The sequence below is a fragment of the Sphingosinicella flava genome (assembly GCF_016025255.1).
GTDB classification, from domain to species: Bacteria; Pseudomonadota; Alphaproteobacteria; order Sphingomonadales; family Sphingomonadaceae; genus Allosphingosinicella; species Allosphingosinicella flava.
The window spans coordinates 1,046,618-1,063,929 of record NZ_CP065592.1 but is presented as its reverse complement, the minus strand read 5'-3'; the positions used below and the strand labels follow the sequence as shown (position 1 = coordinate 1,063,929).

Genomic DNA, 17,312 nt, shown 5'->3' with positions numbered 1-17,312 from the left:
GTGCCGAATTATCCGACTTCGCCGTCCCGATAAACGATGCGCACATGGTCCGCCGCCGAGCGGGCGCGCTGAACGGCATCATTTGGCGCAGTGCCCGAAGCGAGGGCGACGCCCATGCGGCGATTGGGCCGCGTAACCGGCTTTCCGAAGATGCGGACGTCCACTTCGTGACTCTCCGATCCCGAAGCAAGGGCGTCGGCGATCCCTTCGACGGCGAAGTCCTCCGCCGCCCGATCCGCCAGGATCACCGCCGAGGCTGCCGCCGGGTAGCGGAGCATGATGGCGGGAATGGGAAGGCCCAGGATCGCGCGCAGGTGAAGGTCGAATTCCGACAGGTTTTGCGACAGCAGGGTCACCATGCCGGTATCGTGCGGGCGCGGCGAGAGTTCGGAAAAAATGACCTCGTCACCCTTCACGAAGAATTCGACGCCGAACAGGCCATAGCCGCCGAGATCGTCGACCACCTTGCGCGCCATGTCCCGTGCACGGTCCAGTGCCGCGCCGGTCATCTCCGCGGGTTGCCAGCTTTCGCGATAATCGCCGGCTTCCTGGCGATGGCCGATGGGCGGGCAGAACAGGACGCCGTCGCGGGTGCGGACAGTGAGCAAGGTGATTTCGAAATCGAAGTCGATAAATTCTTCGACGATCACCCGCCGCCGGTCGCCGCGCATGTTGGCGACTGCATAGGTCCAGGCCGCTTGGAGTTCCGCGGCGGTCCGGACCGTGCTTTGCCCCTTGCCGGACGAGGACATGACCGGCTTCACCACGCAGGGCAGCCCGGTATGCAGGGCCGCTTCTTCCACCTCCGCCATAGTCTCTGCAAAGCGGTAGCGGGAAGTGCGAAGGCCGAGCCCGTTGGCGGCAAGATCCCGGATTCCGTCGCGATTCATCGTCAGCATCGTCGCACGGGCGGAAGGAACGACGATCGTGCCCTCCTTCTCTATGTCCTGCAACGCCTCGGTGCGGATCGCTTCCACCTCCGGCACCACGAAATCGGGCTGGTGCCGGGCGACAACCGCGCGCAGCGCCTCCTCGTCCAGCATCGAAAAGACTTCCGCCTCGTCCGACACCTGCATGGCGGGCGCGCCTTCATAACTGTCGCAGGCGATGACGTGGCAGCCGAGCCGCTTGGCGGAGATCGCGAATTCCTTGCCCAGCTCTCCCGAACCGAGGAGCAGGATCGTGGCGGTCGGCTTGGCGGTCATGAACGAAAGCTCCGGCTGGCGAGACGGGAGCGATAGAGCCATGCGGCCTGCCTCTCAAGCCGGCTACGCGTTTTCCGTCGCCAGCGGAAAAAGCGCGGCCAGCTCTTCCAGCGTGCGTTTCACGTTGCGATGATGGATGAAGATGCCGCCTGCTTCCTCCCACAGATGCCGGTGCTTCAGCATGTCGTCGACCAGCACGTCGCCCGCCGCCGCGTGATTGCGCTTGTCCACCGCCATGCAGGTGATGATGCGCGTGCCGGGAAAATGCTGGGCGGCCCAGCGCACCTTCTGCGGCGTCGCCCAATCGCCGCGCGGCAGGCCGGTAAGGATAATCGGATCGAGGTGGCGCACGGCCGCGAAGAGGGTCATCGCACCGGGCATCAAGGGCAGGGTGCCGTAAAAATCGGGGTGGCGGGCAAGCTGCGCCCACATCTTGCCCAAATTGTAGCGCCGCGCATAATCGTCGGGGAGGGCGCCGAGAATGGCGGCCGCGCCCGCGTCGAAATCCGCCAATACGCCGTCGCAATCGAGATAGAGCTGACGCATCAGGGAAAGCGCCTCGGCTGCAGGATGACCGGCATGGGCAAGGCGATGGGCTGCCAACCATGCCGGGCGATCACGTCGTTGCTTTCCTTGGCTTTCCGGCCCTTCGAAAGGGACCAGGTGATATGATAGGTGCTGCCGTCCGGCCGGTCCGTTGTGCCGCCGATGCTGACGACCAATGCCTCCACGCCTTCGCCATCGTCGATCCGTCCGACGATCTCTCCTTCCGTTTCGCCTGGAAGCGCCGCATTCGCGTCGGCACGCGCTTTCAAGGTGACATGATCCGCCACCAGCTCGCTGAATTTCGGCGGAAATTGCTGGAGAAGCTCGCGCCGCTGCTCACGGTCCAGGGCCCAGCCGATGACATATCTTCCCTCGCCGGCATGCGCCGCCGCTTCTTTCGCGTTCATGGTCATGCCTATCAAATTCACGCCGTGGCGGAGCGGTTCCTGCCGATGCTGCGTTTCACAGAGTGAAAGGGCGCCGGAAGAGTCAGCGATTGACCGTAATTCAACCTTCCCTCCGTCATTCCGGCGAAGGCCGAAATCTCCCTGACCTTTGGAGCGGAAGTGAAATGAGATTCCGGCTTCTCCGGAATGACTTGGAGAAGGAGATGTGGAACGTGCGGACGCAAATGGATGGGAAACAGGATCAGCCTTCGAAGGAAGGAAATCAGCCCTCGCACAATGGGGAAAGACGCAAGACGGGTGAGGAGCATCGTCGCGAACTCGACGAAATCCCGCCGCCCGGCACCGACCCGCTGCATGAGGGGCCTTAGACGATATAGTCGCTGTCCAGATAGCGGCGCAGCCCATTCTGCTCCTCGGGATCCAGGAAGAGCCCGATTTTGGTGCGCCGCCACATGATGTCTTCGGCGGTGCGTGCGAATTCTTTCCGCAGGAGATAATCGACCTCCGCTTCATAAAGACCGGACCCGAAATGGCGGCCGAGCTTCTCAAGGCTATCCGCAGCGCCAATGACAGCACTTATTCTTGTGCCATAGGAACGGACCAAGCGATGCGCCAGCGTTCGGGGCAGCCAGGGATATCCCGCCTCAACTTGCGATAGCGTTTCGAAATCGCCGCCCGGCAAGGATGCGCCGGCCGTCCAGCGGCCCGTTGTCACGCCCAGCATGTTGAGCGCCTCTTCCGCCAGAGCCCGCGCCGTGGTGATCTTGCCGCCGAACAGCGAGAGAAGGGGCGGCCCATCTTCGTTCAGCTCGAGATGGTAGTCGCGAGTCACGGCGCTCGCATTCGCCGCTCCGTCGTCATGGAGCGCCCGGATGCCGGAATAGCTCCAAACCACGTTTCGGGCCTCGGCCCGCCGCAGGAAGTAGCGGTTCACGGCCGCGCAAAGATATCGAATCTCGGCGTCGTCGATCCGTGCATCCTGCGGACTGGCCACAGCGATGTCGGTGGTCCCGATCAGGGTGAAGCGGCCTTCATACGGAAGGGCGAACACGACCCGTTTATCCGGCTGCTGAAGGATATAGGCGTGATCCCCGTCATACAGGGCGGGCACGACGATATGACTGCCCTTGACGAGGCGCGCGTGGCTGTCTCGATGGGCGTGAAGCCGCCCGCCAAGCACCTCTTCGACCCAGGGGCCGGCCGCATTGACGATCATCCGGGCGGCAACCAGGCGGCCATTGGACAAGTGAGCGCGCCAAAGCCCGTCCTCCCGCCTGGCGGAGAGGAGAGCGGTGCGGGTGGAAATTTCCGCACCTCTTTCCGACGCGTCGACGGCATTCAACGCGACAAGCCGGGCATCGTCGACCCACGCATCCCAATATAAAGCGAGCTTGCCCCGCAGATGCGGCTTCAACGGTTCGCCGAATGCCGCGTCCTGAGCACTGAGAGTCCGGGCGGCAGGCAGGCGGTTCCGGCCCGCGAGCAGGTCGTAGATGCGAAGGCCGAGACGGACCATCCACCATGGCCGGCCTTTTTCGGGGTTGGGCAGAATGAAGGCGAGCGGCTTCACAAGATGCGGCGCGGTCCGCAGCAGCACTTCGCGCTCGTGCAACGCCTCGTGAACCAGCTTGAATTCCAACTGCTCCAGATAGCGCAGGCCGCCATGGATCAGCTTCGAGGAAGCGGACGACGTGCCGCTCGCCAGATCGTCTTTCTCGACCAGCAGAACCGAAAGCCCTCGTCCCGCCGCATCCCGCGCGATCGCAGTGCCATTGATTCCGCCGCCGATGATGAGAAGGTCGTAAGGCTGGGCCATCGCCGCTTCTTACGTCATTCCAGCGAAAGCTGGAATCTCGACAATCTTCGTGTCACCACTATGTCCTCCAGCTTCCATCCTGACGCATGAGGTTATGGCAGAATTGATCCTCGTCATCGATGCCGGAACGACCAGCACGCGCGCGATGCTCTTCGCCCCGGATGGACGCTGTCTTGGCACCGAGCAGAGAAACCTCACCCAATATTATCCCGCTCCGGGCCTGGTCGAACATGATGCCGACGAAATTTGGCGCTCCAGCCTGATTTGCGCGCAGGTGATGGTAGAGAAGGCCGGTGGCGCATCGCATGTCGCCGCCATCGGCATCGCCAATCAGCGCGAGACGATCATCTTCTGGGACAGGCGCACCGGCCGTCCGCTTGGGCCCGCCATCGTCTGGCAGGACCGGCGCACGGCGGACCTGTGCCGGACGCTGAAGGAGGCGGGGCACGAGACGGCGTTGCAGGAGCGGACGGGCTTGTTGCTCGATCCCTATTTCAGCGCGAGCAAGATGAGCTGGGCGCTCGAAAACTGGCCGCAGCTGAAGGAGGCGGGCGGCAATCTCGCCATCGGAACCGTAGAAAGCTGGCTGGTCTGGAAGCTGACCGGCGGGCTGCACGTCAGCGACGCGACAAATGCCTCGCGCACGGCGCTGATGGATATCGCGCGCGGGAAATGGGACTGCGCTCTGCTCGAACTGTTCGGCGTCGATTTGGCGTCGTTGCCGGAGATCGTGGATTGCGCTGGCCGCTTCGGGAAGACCGATCCGGAACTGTTCGGCGCGGCCATTCCCATCACCGGCCTGGCGGGCGATCAGCACGCGGCAGCCATTGGACAGGCCTGCTTGAAGCCGGGCGACACGAAAGCGACTTATGGGACCGGCGCTTTCGTTCTGACCCATACGGGCGCGGACCGGATGCCTTCGAGGAACCGGCTGCTGTCGACTGTCGCATGGCAGCTGGGCGGCGAGCGGACCTATGCGCTGGAAGGATCGGTCTTCGTTGCCGGAAGCCTCATAAAATGGCTGCGCGACGACCTCGGCATCCTTGCCGATGCGGCGGAAAGCGCGGTGCTCGCTCGATCCGTGCCCGATAGCGGTGGCGTGTCGTTGGTGCCTGCCCTATCGGGCCTTGGCGCTCCATATTGGGATCCGAACGCGCAGGCGGCCATCACCGGCCTCAGCTTCGCGTCGGGCCGCGCCCATATCGTTCGCGCCGCGCTCGAGGCGATGGCGCATCAGACGCACGATCTGATGACCGCTTTCGCGGCGGATGGGGCGGGCTGGGAATGCTTGAAGATCGATGGCGGCATGGCCGCCAACGACTGGATCGCGCAGGATCTCGCCGACATGCTGGGGCTGGAGGTGGAGCGTCCCGCCTTCGTCGAGACGACGGCCTTGGGTGCGGCGATGCTCGCCGGGCTGGGCTGCGGCCTTTTCGCGTCCCTGGAGGAGGCAAGCGGGATGCGCGGGGGCGTGCGGCGCTTTCGCCCTGCCATGACGGATGACGTGTGCCAGCAGCGGCTCGCAGGCTGGAGGCGCGCCATCCAAGCCGCGCTCGCCCAGGCCCGTTAGAAGAAAGGGGGCCAAAGGCCCCCTTCCAGCTTTACCAGATGCGCGCGCGTTCTTCCGGCGGGATATAGAGCGCGTCGCCCGGCTGAATGTTGAACGCGTCATACCAGGCGTCGACGTTGCGGAGCGGCGCGAAGGCGCGGATCTGGCCCGGCGAATGCGGACCGTTGACGATCTGCTGACGCAGCGCATCGTCGCGCCACAGCGTCCGCCATACTTGCGCCCAGCCCATGAACAGACGCTGTTCGCCGGTGAAGCCGTCGATTACGGGCGACTTCTGGCCGTTCAATGAATTCTTATAGGCATTGTAAGCGATGGTGATGCCGGCCATGTCGCCGATATTCTCGCCCATCGCGACGCGACCGTTGATGTGCATGTCCGGCAGGGTCGGGAAGCTATAAGCCTCGTATTGAGCCCCGAACTTGGTCGCCTGCGCTTCGAACTTCGCGGCATCTTCCGCCGTCCACCAATCGCGCAGGACGCCCTTGCCATCCGACTTGCGGCCCTGATCGTCGAAGCCGTGGCTGATTTCGTGGCCGATAACGCCCCCGATGCCGCCATAATTGACGGCGGGATCGGCCTTCGGGTCGAAGAAAGGCGGCTGCAATATGGCGGCTGGGAAGACGATCTCGTTCTTCACTGGGGAGTAATAAGCGTTCACCGTCTGGGGCGTCATGCCCCATTCGGCGTCGTCCACGCGCTGGCCCAGCCGGTTGGTCCGGTAATTCCATTCGAACGCCGACGCCCGCTCGACATTGCCGAACAGGTCGCCGTTACGGATTTGAAGCGCGGAATAATCGCGCCACTTGTCGGGATGACCGATCTTCAGGCCGAAATTGGCGAGCTTGTCGAGCGCCTGAACTTTCGTCGCCGGGCTCATCCATTGAAGACCCTCGATGCGCGTCTTCATCGCGGCCTTCACGTTGGCGACCAGGCTGTCCATCGCCGTTTTGGCTTCGGGCGTATAGTATAGCTTCACATAATCGCGGCCAATGGCTTCCCCCATCGCACTTTCCGCGACGGCGACGCCGCGTTTCCAGCGCTCGCGTTGCTCGGGCTGGCCGTTCATGAATTTCGAACGGAAATCAAACTGCGCCTGATCGAACGCCTTGGACAGGAGCGGCGCTGCATCGTCCACGGTGTGGAAGGCCTGCCATGCCTTCAGCGTATCGAGATCAGCATCGGCGAAAATCTTCGCGATCTTCGGGAAAGCGGTATTCTGCGATACGATCGCCTTGTCCGCCTTACCGACATTGGCGGCCTGCATGAACGCCGCCCATGGAAAACCCGGTGCCTGGCTGTTCAAATCGGCCAGCGTCATCGGGTTATAGGTCTTGTCGCGGTTGCGGCTTTCGGCGCGGGTCCAGTGCGCTTCCGCGATCCTGTTTTCCATCGCCACGATATCGGCTGCGGCCTTTTCCGCATTCGCCCAGCCCGCAAGGCCGAGCATCTGCGCGACATATTGCTGGTAGCGCGTCTTTTGCGGCGCGAATTTCTCCTGCAGATACAGCTCTCGGTCGCCGAGGCCGAGGCCCGATTGGCTCATGTAAAGCGCGTAGTAATCGGGGTTCTTGCTGTCGTCTGTAACGAAGGCGCCAAAGAAGCTGCCCCCGATGCGGCCGAGCGACTGGCCCATCAGTTTCGCCATATCGTCCTTGTTCTTCACGGCGCGAATGGCGGCGAGTTTCGGTTCCAGCGGCTTCGCGCCCAACTTTTCGATCGCGGCTTCATCCAGGAAGGATCGGTAGAGCGCGGCGACTTTCGCCTGGTCGCCATCCTTGGCAGGGTCGCCGAGCTGGTAGCTTTCAACGAGTTGGCGGACGCGGGCTTCGGAAAGGTCGCGCAGAACCGCGAAACCACCATAGGAAGAACGGTCGGCCGGAATTTCGGTCGTCTTGGCCCAGGTGCCGTTCACATAGCCGAAGAAGTCGGCACCCGGCTTCACGGATGTGTCCATGCCCGCCGTATCGATGCCCCATGTTCCCATGCGGGGGGCTTCGATGATCGCCGTCGCGGCGCTGCTGCTCGCGGAACCCGCTCCATCGAACAGCGACAGCATCGAGCAGGTTTCGTCGATGCAATCGTGCGCGTCGTCCGCCATGGCGGGAGTCGCGGCAAGCAGCGCAAGGCCAAGCGCGGTGGAAGAAAGAAGTTTCATCTATGCCCCTATATCTCGTGAGCGAGAATCGCCCGAATGGCCGGGAGTTTTTCAGGAGCGCGGATGAACGTCAAATGATCAAGCGTTTCGGGGCTTGGGCCAGCTGTCGTCGATCATCTTGATGATGGCGGAAAAATCCTTTCCCGCACCCCCGAGATTGGCGAAGCGCTCGTACAATACCTCGGCCTCCGCGCCCATGGGCGTATAGGCGTCGACGCTTTGCGCCGCTTCCATGGCGAGCTTTAAATCCTTCAGCATCAATGCCGTGGCGAAGCCGCCTTCATAATCGCGGTCGGCGGGCGTTTCGGGGCCGACCCCTGGAACCGGGCAGTAACTCGTCATCGACCAGCATTGGCCGGAAGCCTGGCTCGAAATAGCGTAGAAGGTGGCGGGATCGAGACCCAGTTTTTGCGCCAGCGCAAAGGTTTCGCAGGTGGCGACCATCGACGCTCCGAGCAGCATGTTGTTGCAGATTTTCGCCGCCTGGCCCGCGCCCGCGCCGCCGGCGTGGATCACCGCCTTGCCCATGATTTCGAGAAAGGGCTTGGCCGCGGCAAAGGCGCTCTCCGTCCCGCCGCACATGAAGGTCAGGGTACCGGCTTCCGCCGCCGCGATGCCGCCGGACACCGGCGCGTCGACCATCTGGTAGCCCGCCGCTTCGGCGTCCGCGATCACCTTGCGCGCGGTCGCGACGTCGATGGTGGAGCAATCGATCAGGATCGCCGTCTTGGGTGCCGCGCCGAAGATGCTGTTTTCATAGACATCTTCCACATGCTTGCCCGCCGGCAGCATGGTAACGACCGCGTCGGCGTCCGTCGCGGCTTCGGCAGCGGAGGCGACGCGGAGGCAACCCGCCGCTTCGGCCTTGGCGAGCGCGGCTTCGGACAGATCGAAGGCCCGCACCTCATGCCCCGCCTTGGCGAGATTGGCGGCCATGCCGCTCCCCATATTGCCGAGCCCAATGAATGCGACCTTTGCCATGTCATTACCCTTCCGTCATTCCAGCGAAAGCTGGAATCTCATTTACTAAGTGAATGACGCTGGCGTCAGCGCCCCTTCCACTCCGCCTTGCGCTTGTCGACGAACGCAGCCATCCCTTCCTTCTGATCCTCGGATCCAAACAGCCCATGGAACAGCCGACGCTCGAACACGATCCCCTGTGCCAGCCCCATCTCAAACGCGGCGTTCACCATTTCCTTGTTGGCGATGGCGGCGAGCGGGCCCATCGAAGCGATCGTCTCTGCGGTCTTCAGCGCTTCGTCGAGAAGCTCAGTTACTGGAACCACCCGCGCGACGAGGCCGGCGCGCTCCGCTTCCTCGGCGCCCATCATCCGGCCGGTCAGGCACATTTCCATCGCCTTGGCCTTGCCGATGGCGTGGGTCAGGCGCTGCGATCCGCCCATGCCGGGCGTGACGCCGAGCTTGATCTCCGGTTGGCCGAACTGGGCATTGTCGCCTGCGATGATGAAGTCGGCCATCATCGCCACCTCACAGCCGCCGCCGAGCGCGTAGCCCGCCACCGCCGCGATCCACGGCTTGCGCGTCGCCGTTACCTTCTCCCACCCGGCGAAGAAATTGGATGCATACATCTGGGCAAAACCCTGATCCTGCATCTCCTTGATATCCGCGCCCGCCGCGAAAGCCTTTTCGCTGCCGGTCAGCACCGCGCAACGCTGGCTGTCGTCCGCGTCGAAGGCTGCGAAAGCCGCGATCAGCTCCTGAAGAACGGAAGTGTTAAGCGCGTTCAGAGCCTTAGGACGATTGAGCGTGATGAGGGTCACCGCTCTGCGCTGTTCAACCAGAATGTTTTCGTATTCGGCCATTCTTGTCTTCCTTTCATCGTCACCCCGGATCAAGTCCGGCATGACGGTTACAGTTTCAGCGGCGTCCATTCCTCCGCCTCGGACAAAGGCGAGAAGATGGTATCGATCATGTGATCGCTGACGCCCTCCGGCGTGTCCGGATTCCATTTGGGCTGGTTGTCCTTGTCGATCAGCACGGCGCGCACGCCTTCCGCGAAGTCGGGGCGCTGCACGACATGTGTTGCGATGCGATATTCCATCCGCATCTCATCCGCGAAATCGGTCATTCGCGCGCCCTCGGCAAGTTGGCGGAGCGAGACCTTGCAGGCCTGCGGGCTCTTCGAGCGCAAGGTGACAAGCTCCGTCTGCGCCCATTCGGACTCGTCCCCTTCCAGGGATGCGAGGATATCCTCCAAACGGTCCGATGCGAAATGGCGATTGATGGCGATCAGATTGCCCGCGATCTTCGCGTCCGGCGCAGTGGCGCCCGCCGTGCCGAGAATGCCCTCAATCCGGTCAGGCTTCACGACGATCTGCGCCTTCACGTCCTCCAGCTTCTCGGCGGGAATATAGTGGGTGGCGAGGCCGAGATAATGACACTCCGCACCGTCCATCCGGGCGCCAGTCAGCGCCAGGAACTGGCCGACCCGACCGGGCAGGCGGGAGAGATACCAGCCACCGCCCACATCCGGGAACAGGCCGATTGCCGTTTCCGGCATGGCAAAGCGCGTATTCTCCGTCGCCACGCGATATTTGGCCGGCTGCGAAATGCCGACGCCGCCGCCCATCGTGATGCCGTCCATGAAAGCGACGACGGGCTTGGCATAAGTGAAGAGCAGATGGTTGAGCCGATATTCCTCATGGAAAAAGGCGCGGGCATCGGCGCCGTCGGACGATCCGCTTTCCGCCAGCATCCGTACGTCGCCGCCCGCACAGAAGCCGCGTCCTTCGGCATGGTCGATGATCACGGTTTCCACGCCGGGATCGTCGCGCCATTCCATCAGCGCCGCGATCATGGCCGAGCACATGTCCTTGGTCAGGGCATGGATCGCCTTCGGCCGGTTGAGGCGGATGCGGCCGACCTTGCCGTCAATGAACGTCAAAACGTCACTCATTCTCAAACTCCGTTCGTCCCGAGCGCAATCGAGGGCGCCGGTACGATCATCACACATTCGTCCCTCGACTGCGCTCGGGATGAACGAACTTGCTACTGCCGCAACATCTCGCGCGAAACGATCACGCGCATGATCTGGTTGGTGCCTTCCAGGATCGAATGGACGCGCAGGTCGCGCCAGAAACGCTCGATCGGATAGTCCTGCAGATAGCCGTAGCCGCCGTGCAGCTGCAGCGCGCGGTCGACGACGCTGCTGCCCGTGTCGGTGGCGAGGCGCTTCGCCATCGCTGCGAACTTGGTCTTGTCCGGCGCGCCCGCCGTCACCTTCGCCGCCGCCGTATAGAGAAGGATGCGGGCGGCCTGAAGCTCGGTCTCCATATCGGCCAGCATGAACTGCGTGTTCTGGAAATCCGCGATCGTATTGCCGAACTGCTTGCGGTCCTTCGTATATTTTACCGCTTCGTCGAGGCAGCGCTGCGCCCCGCCCAGCGAGCAGGCGCCGATGTTGAGACGGCCGCCGTCAAGGCCCATCATCGCGATGCGGAAGCCTTCACCTTCGCCGCCGACGCGGTTCGCCACCGGCACGCGCACCTCGTCGAAATTGACCTGCGCCGTCGGCTGCGAATGCCAGCCCAATTTCTTCTCCTGCGCACCGAAGCTGACGCCCGGCATGTCCTTTTCGATGACGAGGCAGGTGATGCCCTTCGGCCCATCCTCGCCGGTGCGGACCATGGTCACGTAAATCTCATTCTCGCCGCCGCCGGAGATGAAGGCCTTGGAGCCCGACACGACATAATGGTCGCCGTTCAGCACCGCCTTGGTCTTGAGCGCCGCCGCATCGGAACCAGAGGAAGGCTCAGTCAGGCAATAGGAGCCCATCTGCTCCATCGTCACCATCGGCGGCAAATACTTGGCCTTCAAATCCGCCGACCCGAAGCGGTCGATCATCCACGCAGCCATGTTGTGGATCGAGATGAAGGCGGAGGTGGAGGGACAACCATAGGCCATCGCCTCCATGATCAGCGCCGCCTCAAGCCGGCCCAGCCCGATGCCGCCGCTGTCCTCGGACACATAGATGGAGCCGAAACCAAGCTCCGCCGCCGCCCGGATCGTATCTTTCGGGAAAATATGCTTTTCGTCCCATTCGCCCGCGAAAGGCGTGATGGCATCGGCGGTGAACTTCTGCGCCATCTCCTGGATCTGGCGCTGGTCGTCGGTCAGGTCGAATTGGGTCATCGAAATCACTTTTGTTGAGCCAGACAGGTTACGGCCTTTTCGGCCGTAGGATCGAAGTTAATTCGATCGAAGAACCACTTGTCCTTCGTAAAACCGCGAAAAGCTGGGCTGGTGATACTGAGGAGGATAGGCTGTTGATCGTCCACGACATAAAAGATGCGGCCGTTTTCAGAGCTCTGGCGTAAAATGCCTTCCGCGATTTTCTGGACGCGCTTCCCGCGAGGAGCTACCGGTGACGATGTCGCCTCCACCCGCCGACCGGCAAGGTCCAGGCTGATAGTGGCTGTATCGATCCGTTGCGAGGTGAATGTCACCTGCTCACCTTTTTCGAGTCGCACGAGAAAGCCGCCACCGCAATAATAGCCTGGCCCTACAAACCGCATTTCAACGGTTGAAAACGTGGATGGGGCCGGAGAGAGCCAAGCAATTGCAACAAGCGAGATGAAGGTGGGCGTCACATCTTATCCCATCGTCGGAATGACGAAGGCGTTCTCGCCCGTCACTGATCCGTCCGGCCAGCGCTGCGTCACCGTCTTCGTCTTGGTCCAGAAGCGGACACCTTCCATGCCGTGTTGGTTGATGTCGCCAAAGGCGGAGCGCTTCCAGCCGCCGAACGTGTGATAGGCGACCGGCACCGGGATCGGCACGTTGATGCCGACCATGCCGACATTGACGCGCGCCGCGAATTCCCGGGCGGCGTGGCCGTTGCGGGTGAAGATCGCGACGCCATTGCCATATTGGTGGTCGGAGGGGAGGCGCACCGCTTCCTCGAAGCTGTCGGCGCGGACGATCTGCAGCACGGGGCCGAAAATCTCTTCCTGGTAGCTCTGCATCGTCGGCTTCACATGGTCGAACAGGGTCGGGCCGACGAAGAAGCCTTTTTCATGCCCCTGTAGCGTGAAGCCGCGTCCGTCGACGACCAGCTCGGCGCCTTCATCGACGCCCATCTGGATGTAATTTTCGACCTTCTGCTTGTGCGCCGCGTTCACCACCGGGCCGTAATGCGCCTCGGCGTCGGTGGAGATGCCGACGCGCAGCTTTTCGATTGCGGGGATCAGCTTTTCGCGCAGGGCATTGGCGGTCTTGTCGCCCACCGGCACCACGACCGGAAGCGCCATGCAGCGCTCGCCCGCTGAGCCGAAGGCCGCACCGGTCAGATCGTTCACCACCTGGTCGAGATCGGCGTCCGGCATAACGATGCCGTGATTTTTCGCGCCGCCCATCGCCTGGACGCGCTTTCCGGCCGCAACGCCGCGCTTGTAGACATAATGGGCGATGTCGGAAGAGCCGACGAAGCTCACCGCCTTGATATCCTCATGGTCAAGGATCGCGTCGACCATTTCCTTGTCGCCGTTGACGACCTGCAGGATGCCGTCGGGCAGCCCCGCCTCCTGCATCAGCTGGGCGAGGCGGACGGGCACGGAGGGATCGCGCTCGGACGGCTTCAGGATGAAAGCGTTGCCGCAAGCGATGGCGACGCCGAACATCCACATCGGGATCATGCCGGGGAAGTTGAACGGCGTGATGCCCGCGACGACGCCGAGCGGCTGGCGCATGGAAAAGACGTCGATGCCCGGCCCGGCGCCCTGCGTATATTCGCCCTTCAGCGCGTGCGGGATGCCGCAGGAAAATTCGATCACTTCCAGGCCGCGCTGAATGTCGCCCTTGGCGTCCGCGATTACCTTGCCATGTTCGGAGGAGAGGAGGTGGGCGAGCTCGTCCATATTCTGTTCGACGAGCGCCTTGAAGTTGAACATCACGCGGGCGCGGCGCTGCGGGTTGGTCGCCGCCCAGGCGGGCTGCGCCTTCAGCGCATTGCCCATCGCCTTTTGAAGATCGGCCGCGGTGCCGAGGCGAACTTGCGCCTGGACGACGCCATTATTGGGGTCGAACACGTCGCTCGTCCGCTCGCCCGACGCATAAGCCGCGCCGCCAATGAAATGATCGATGTTCCGCATGGCATCCTCAAATGTGAGTCTTTTTGATCTGCGCTGCCCCTAGCCAAGCAGGAGCGGAAATGCCAGTTGGTTGGTCAATAAGCGTCACCCCGGCGGAGGCCGGGGTCTTTTTGGTGAAGTGCCGCGCCCTCTCGTCCTGAGATTCCGGCTTTCGCCGGAATGACGGCAAAGGCAGAAGGAGAGCGCATGAAACTCGGATCGCTAAAAGGGGGGCGCGACGGGCGCCTTGTTGTCGTGAGCCACGACCTCGCCTGGTGCGCGGACGCGACGCACATCGCGCCGACCCTGCAGGCCGCGCTCGACGATTGGGAGCGGGTCGCGCCGCAACTCGAACTGCTCGCCACCGATCTCGCCCACGAAGCGATCCCGATGATGCGTTTCCACGAACGCAATGCCGCCGCGCCGCTGCCGCGCGCCTATCAGTGGGCGGACGGCTCGGCTTATGTGAACCATGTCGAGCTGGTGCGGAAAGCACGCGGCGCCGAGCTTCCCGAAAGTTTCTGGACGGACCCCCTCATGTATCAGGGCGCGTCCGACGAAATGCTGGCTCCGCGCGATCCCATCCCGCTCGCCGACGAAAGCTGGGGCTGCGACCTCGAAGCCGAGATCGTCGTCGTCACCGGCGACGTGCCGCGCGGCGTCTCCCGCGAAGAGGCGCTGAACTGCATCCGCCTCGTCGGCCTCGTCAACGACGTGTCCTTGCGCAACCTCATTCCCGCCGAACTCGCCAAGGGCTTCGGCTTCGTGCAATCCAAACCCGCCAGCGCCCTCTCTCCCGTGCTCGTTACGCCCGACGAGCTTGGCGACCGCTGGAAGGACGGCAAGCTGCATGGCCCTTTGAAGGTCGATCTCAACGGCCAGCCCTTCGGCCGCGCCGACGCGGGTGTCGACATGACCTTCGATTTCGGAACGCTCGTCGCCCATCTCGCCAAGACCCGGAACATCGGCGCGGGTTCGATCATCGGCTCCGGCACGGTATCGAATCGGGATGCGGACGGCGGCCCCGGCAAGCCCGTCGCCCGTGGCGGCTTAGGCTATAGCTGCCTGGCCGAAGTGCGGATGATCGAAACGATCCTCGACGGCAAGCCGTCCACGCCGTTCCTCAAGGCCGGCGACACGATCCGCATCTGGATGGAGGACGAACATGGCCACGCCATTTTCGGTACCATCGAGCAGGCTGTAGAGAAGGCCTGAAGCCAGTGCTCCTGCAAGAGCAGGAGTCAGCAACGCGATGAGTGAAAACAGGCCCCTGTTTTCGCAGGAGCCTGTTTGAATAGACGGCTTACGCCTTCCGCTTTGTGAAGGTCATGAAGATGAGCTTGCGGAATTCTCCCGTCTTCGCGTCCATTGTGTCCATCTGAAACGTACGCTTGTCGCCCATGAACTGTTGGGTGATGCGGAAGCGCGTGGTGACACCATCCGGCTGCATCGTGTCCGATTCCCAGCGGAAGGTATGATTGTCCGGATTGTAATAACCGATATCGTGGCGGACGAGATAATGGCTGCCGTCCATCCAGACCCCGGTATAGCGGTTGGTGAAGGCGTCCCAGCCCCACAGCCCCGTCCCTTCGTAGGTGCCGTCGAGATATTTCATCTCGTTCAGCATGTAGCGCCCACTCGACACCATGCGATTGGTCTGAACGCCCTTCTTGCGGATCGGCTGGTTGGCGGGATCTCCCACATATAATTCAATATCTGCGTCCCATGTGCCAACTTCGGCAAGCATTGGCTCCAACACTGAATCCGGTGTGTTGACCGGGAAAATCGAGTTATATTTGATCTGACCTTGGTTGATCTTCGGTTTTACCGGCGCAGCCGCAGCCTGAGCCGGTTTGGCGGCCTCCTGGACTGCAGCATTGGCTTGGGCAGCAAAAATCAACGCCGTAGCGGCAAGTAAATAGGTACGCATCATATCCCCCCAAAGAGAATTTTCAGGTTAGCGGATAAGGCGATGAGAAGAAGGAGCATTCGACCAATCCATGCGATCGGGCCGACGAAGGGCGTTGTCACAAGCAAAAAGCGCGGGCAGTGTCCTTCCATGACCAAGCCCCACCTTTTGCTTCTGGCGCCCCTTCTGATCGCCGCCGCGCCCGTCCACCCCGCTGCCGACGCCGTCAGTCAAGACCGGCTGCGCGCCGATATCGACAAGCTGGTGAGCTTCGGCACCCGCCACACTCTCTCATCGCTCACCGATCCGAAGCGGGGCATCGGCGCGGCGCTCAATTGGGCGGAAGGGGAATTCAAGGCGGCTTCGAAGGCCTGCGGCAATTGTCTCACGACCGCGCGGCCCGAGGACACGGTCACCGGCCGCCGCATTCCCAACCCGACCCGGGTCGTGGATGTCATCGCGGTGCAGAAGGGGACGGAGCGCCCCAACGACGTCGTCATCATCACCGGCCATATCGACAGCCGCGTCACCGACGTCATGAACGCGACCGCCGACGCACCGGGCGCCAATGACGACGGTTCCGGCACCGTCGCGGTGATCGAGGCCGCGCGCGTCCTGTCGAAGCACAAATTCCCCGCGACCATCGTCTATGGCGTGCTGTCGGGCGAGGAGCAGGGGCTGGTCGGCGCGAAGATCCTCGCCGATTATGCCAAGGCGCAGGGCTGGAACGTCATCGCCAATTTGAACAACGACATCATCGGCGGCAGCTGCGGATCGGACGGCGTCTGCGACAACGCCCATGTCCGCGTCTTCTCCGAAGGCCCGCGCTGGCAGGGCGGCGCCGATCTCCGCGGGCCGCAACGAAGCCTCGGCGGCGAGAATGACAGCCCGTCCCGCAACCTGTCGCGCTGGCTCGATACATTGGCCGATAATCTGTCGCTCGGCCTCGACGTCCGGCAGATCTGGCGCAATGATCGCTTCGGAAGAGGCGGCGATCACACCGAATTCCTCAACGCGGGTTATCCCGCCATCCGCTTCTCCGTTGCTATCGAAAATTATAACGAGCAGCACCAGGATCTGCGGACCGAAGGCGGCATCGAATATGGCGACACGCCGGACAAGATGGATTTTGCCTATCTTGCGAAGGTCACGAAGCTGAATGTCGCCGCCCTCGCCGCGCTGGCCAGCGCCCCGCCGCCACCTGCCCCCAGTGTTGAAGGCGCGGTATCCAATGATACAGTGATTTCCTGGCCTGCGGTCGCCGGCGCTCAGGGCTATGTCATCCGCTGGCGGAGGACGGATGCGAGTCAATGGGAGCATGAGCTGCGCTTTAAGCCGCAATCCTCGGCGCAAGGCGCGACGACTATGTACGTGCAAGGGATTGCCGGCATCCGCGTTGACGATTGGATCTTTGGGGTTTCCGCCGTGTCTAGCGATGGTCATGAAAGCCCCGTTGCATCCGCCGTGCCGGGTGGTGCGTTCCGGCCCTATGAAGCGCCCGCACCCGTCTCAGCTCCGGCAGCCCCTCCCACGTCACCCCGGACTTGATCTGGGGTCTATGAACCCGAACATTTCCGGACAAATCCGTGTTCATGGATACCGGGTCAAATCCGGC

15 protein-coding genes are annotated in these 17,312 nt (G+C 62.7%); 3 read left to right on the top strand and 12 right to left on the bottom strand.

Translation table 11 applies throughout. The features are described from left to right. Window positions 1–8 precede the first annotated feature (8 nt). The 4 genes from purT to IC614_RS05520 form a co-directional block, all read right to left on the bottom strand. Complete coding sequence (purT, locus tag IC614_RS05535; protein WP_226372743.1) at window positions 9–1,247, bottom strand: formate-dependent phosphoribosylglycinamide formyltransferase; 1,239 nt, start codon at window positions 1,245–1,247, stop codon at window positions 9–11. Window positions 1,248–1,268: 21 nt separating this feature from the next. Continuing rightward, window positions 1,269–1,751 carry an HAD family hydrolase gene (locus IC614_RS05530; protein ID WP_200972897.1) on the bottom strand — a complete coding sequence of 161 codons (483 nt, stop codon included), beginning with the start codon at window positions 1,749–1,751 and terminating at the stop codon, window positions 1,269–1,271. Then, complete coding sequence (locus IC614_RS05525) at window positions 1,751–2,164, bottom strand: hypothetical protein (protein ID WP_226372742.1); 414 nt, start codon at window positions 2,162–2,164, stop codon at window positions 1,751–1,753. Before IC614_RS05525 ends, IC614_RS05530 begins: the two co-directional genes overlap by 1 nt. A 358-nt stretch (window positions 2,165–2,522) precedes the next feature. Next, complete coding sequence (locus IC614_RS05520; RefSeq protein WP_200972895.1) at window positions 2,523–3,974, bottom strand: glycerol-3-phosphate dehydrogenase; 1,452 nt, start codon at window positions 3,972–3,974, stop codon at window positions 2,523–2,525. Between the two features lie 94 nt (window positions 3,975–4,068). Between IC614_RS05520 and glpK the strand changes: the two genes are divergently transcribed. Continuing rightward, window positions 4,069–5,544, top strand: a complete 1,476-nt coding sequence (glpK, locus tag IC614_RS05515; RefSeq protein ID WP_200972894.1) for a glycerol kinase GlpK — start codon at window positions 4,069–4,071, stop codon at window positions 5,542–5,544. A 31-nt stretch (window positions 5,545–5,575) separates the two neighbouring features. Here glpK and IC614_RS05510 read toward each other — a convergent pair whose 3' ends face one another. From IC614_RS05510 to IC614_RS05480, 7 genes are all read right to left on the bottom strand, one after another. Continuing rightward, window positions 5,576–7,699, bottom strand: a complete 2,124-nt coding sequence (locus tag IC614_RS05510; RefSeq protein WP_226372741.1) for a M13 family metallopeptidase — start codon at window positions 7,697–7,699, stop codon at window positions 5,576–5,578. A gap of 78 nt (window positions 7,700–7,777) precedes the next feature. Further along, window positions 7,778–8,680, bottom strand: a complete 903-nt coding sequence (gene mmsB / locus IC614_RS05505) for a 3-hydroxyisobutyrate dehydrogenase (RefSeq protein WP_200972893.1) — start codon at window positions 8,678–8,680, stop codon at window positions 7,778–7,780. A 65-nt stretch (window positions 8,681–8,745) separates the two neighbouring features. Next, the gene (locus tag IC614_RS05500) at window positions 8,746–9,522 is read right to left on the bottom strand and encodes an enoyl-CoA hydratase (RefSeq protein ID WP_200972892.1); all 777 of its coding nucleotides are present in this window, start codon (window positions 9,520–9,522) and stop codon (window positions 8,746–8,748) included. 47 nt (window positions 9,523–9,569) lie between these two features. Then, on the bottom strand, window positions 9,570–10,616 hold the full coding sequence (locus IC614_RS05495; protein WP_200972891.1) for an enoyl-CoA hydratase/isomerase family protein: 1,047 nt from the start codon (window positions 10,614–10,616) through the stop codon (window positions 9,570–9,572). Window positions 10,617–10,708: 92 nt separating this feature from the next. Further along, a complete protein-coding gene (locus IC614_RS05490; RefSeq protein ID WP_200972890.1) occupies window positions 10,709–11,851 on the bottom strand; it encodes an acyl-CoA dehydrogenase family protein in 1,143 nt (380 codons plus the stop codon). A 5-nt stretch (window positions 11,852–11,856) separates the two neighbouring features. Further along, window positions 11,857–12,309, bottom strand: a complete 453-nt coding sequence (locus IC614_RS05485; RefSeq protein ID WP_200972889.1) for a hypothetical protein — start codon at window positions 12,307–12,309, stop codon at window positions 11,857–11,859. Window positions 12,310–12,312: 3 nt separating this feature from the next. After that, window positions 12,313–13,809, bottom strand: a complete 1,497-nt coding sequence (locus tag IC614_RS05480) for a CoA-acylating methylmalonate-semialdehyde dehydrogenase (RefSeq protein WP_200972888.1) — start codon at window positions 13,807–13,809, stop codon at window positions 12,313–12,315. A gap of 186 nt (window positions 13,810–13,995) precedes the next feature. On the opposite strand from IC614_RS05480, the gene IC614_RS05475 reads away from it, so the two are divergent. Next, window positions 13,996–15,003, top strand: coding sequence for a fumarylacetoacetate hydrolase family protein (locus tag IC614_RS05475; protein WP_200972887.1), 1,008 nt, complete (start codon window positions 13,996–13,998; stop codon window positions 15,001–15,003). 88 nt (window positions 15,004–15,091) lie between these two features. Here the strand turns inward: IC614_RS05475 and IC614_RS05470 are convergent, their stop codons facing one another. After that, entirely contained in the window at window positions 15,092–15,721 is a 630-nt protein-coding gene (locus IC614_RS05470) for a DUF1579 family protein (protein WP_200972886.1), read from the bottom strand. A 126-nt stretch (window positions 15,722–15,847) separates the two neighbouring features. Between IC614_RS05470 and IC614_RS05465 the strand changes: the two genes are divergently transcribed. Continuing rightward, complete coding sequence (locus tag IC614_RS05465; protein WP_200972885.1) at window positions 15,848–17,245, top strand: M28 family peptidase; 1,398 nt, start codon at window positions 15,848–15,850, stop codon at window positions 17,243–17,245. Window positions 17,246–17,312 lie beyond the last annotated feature (67 nt).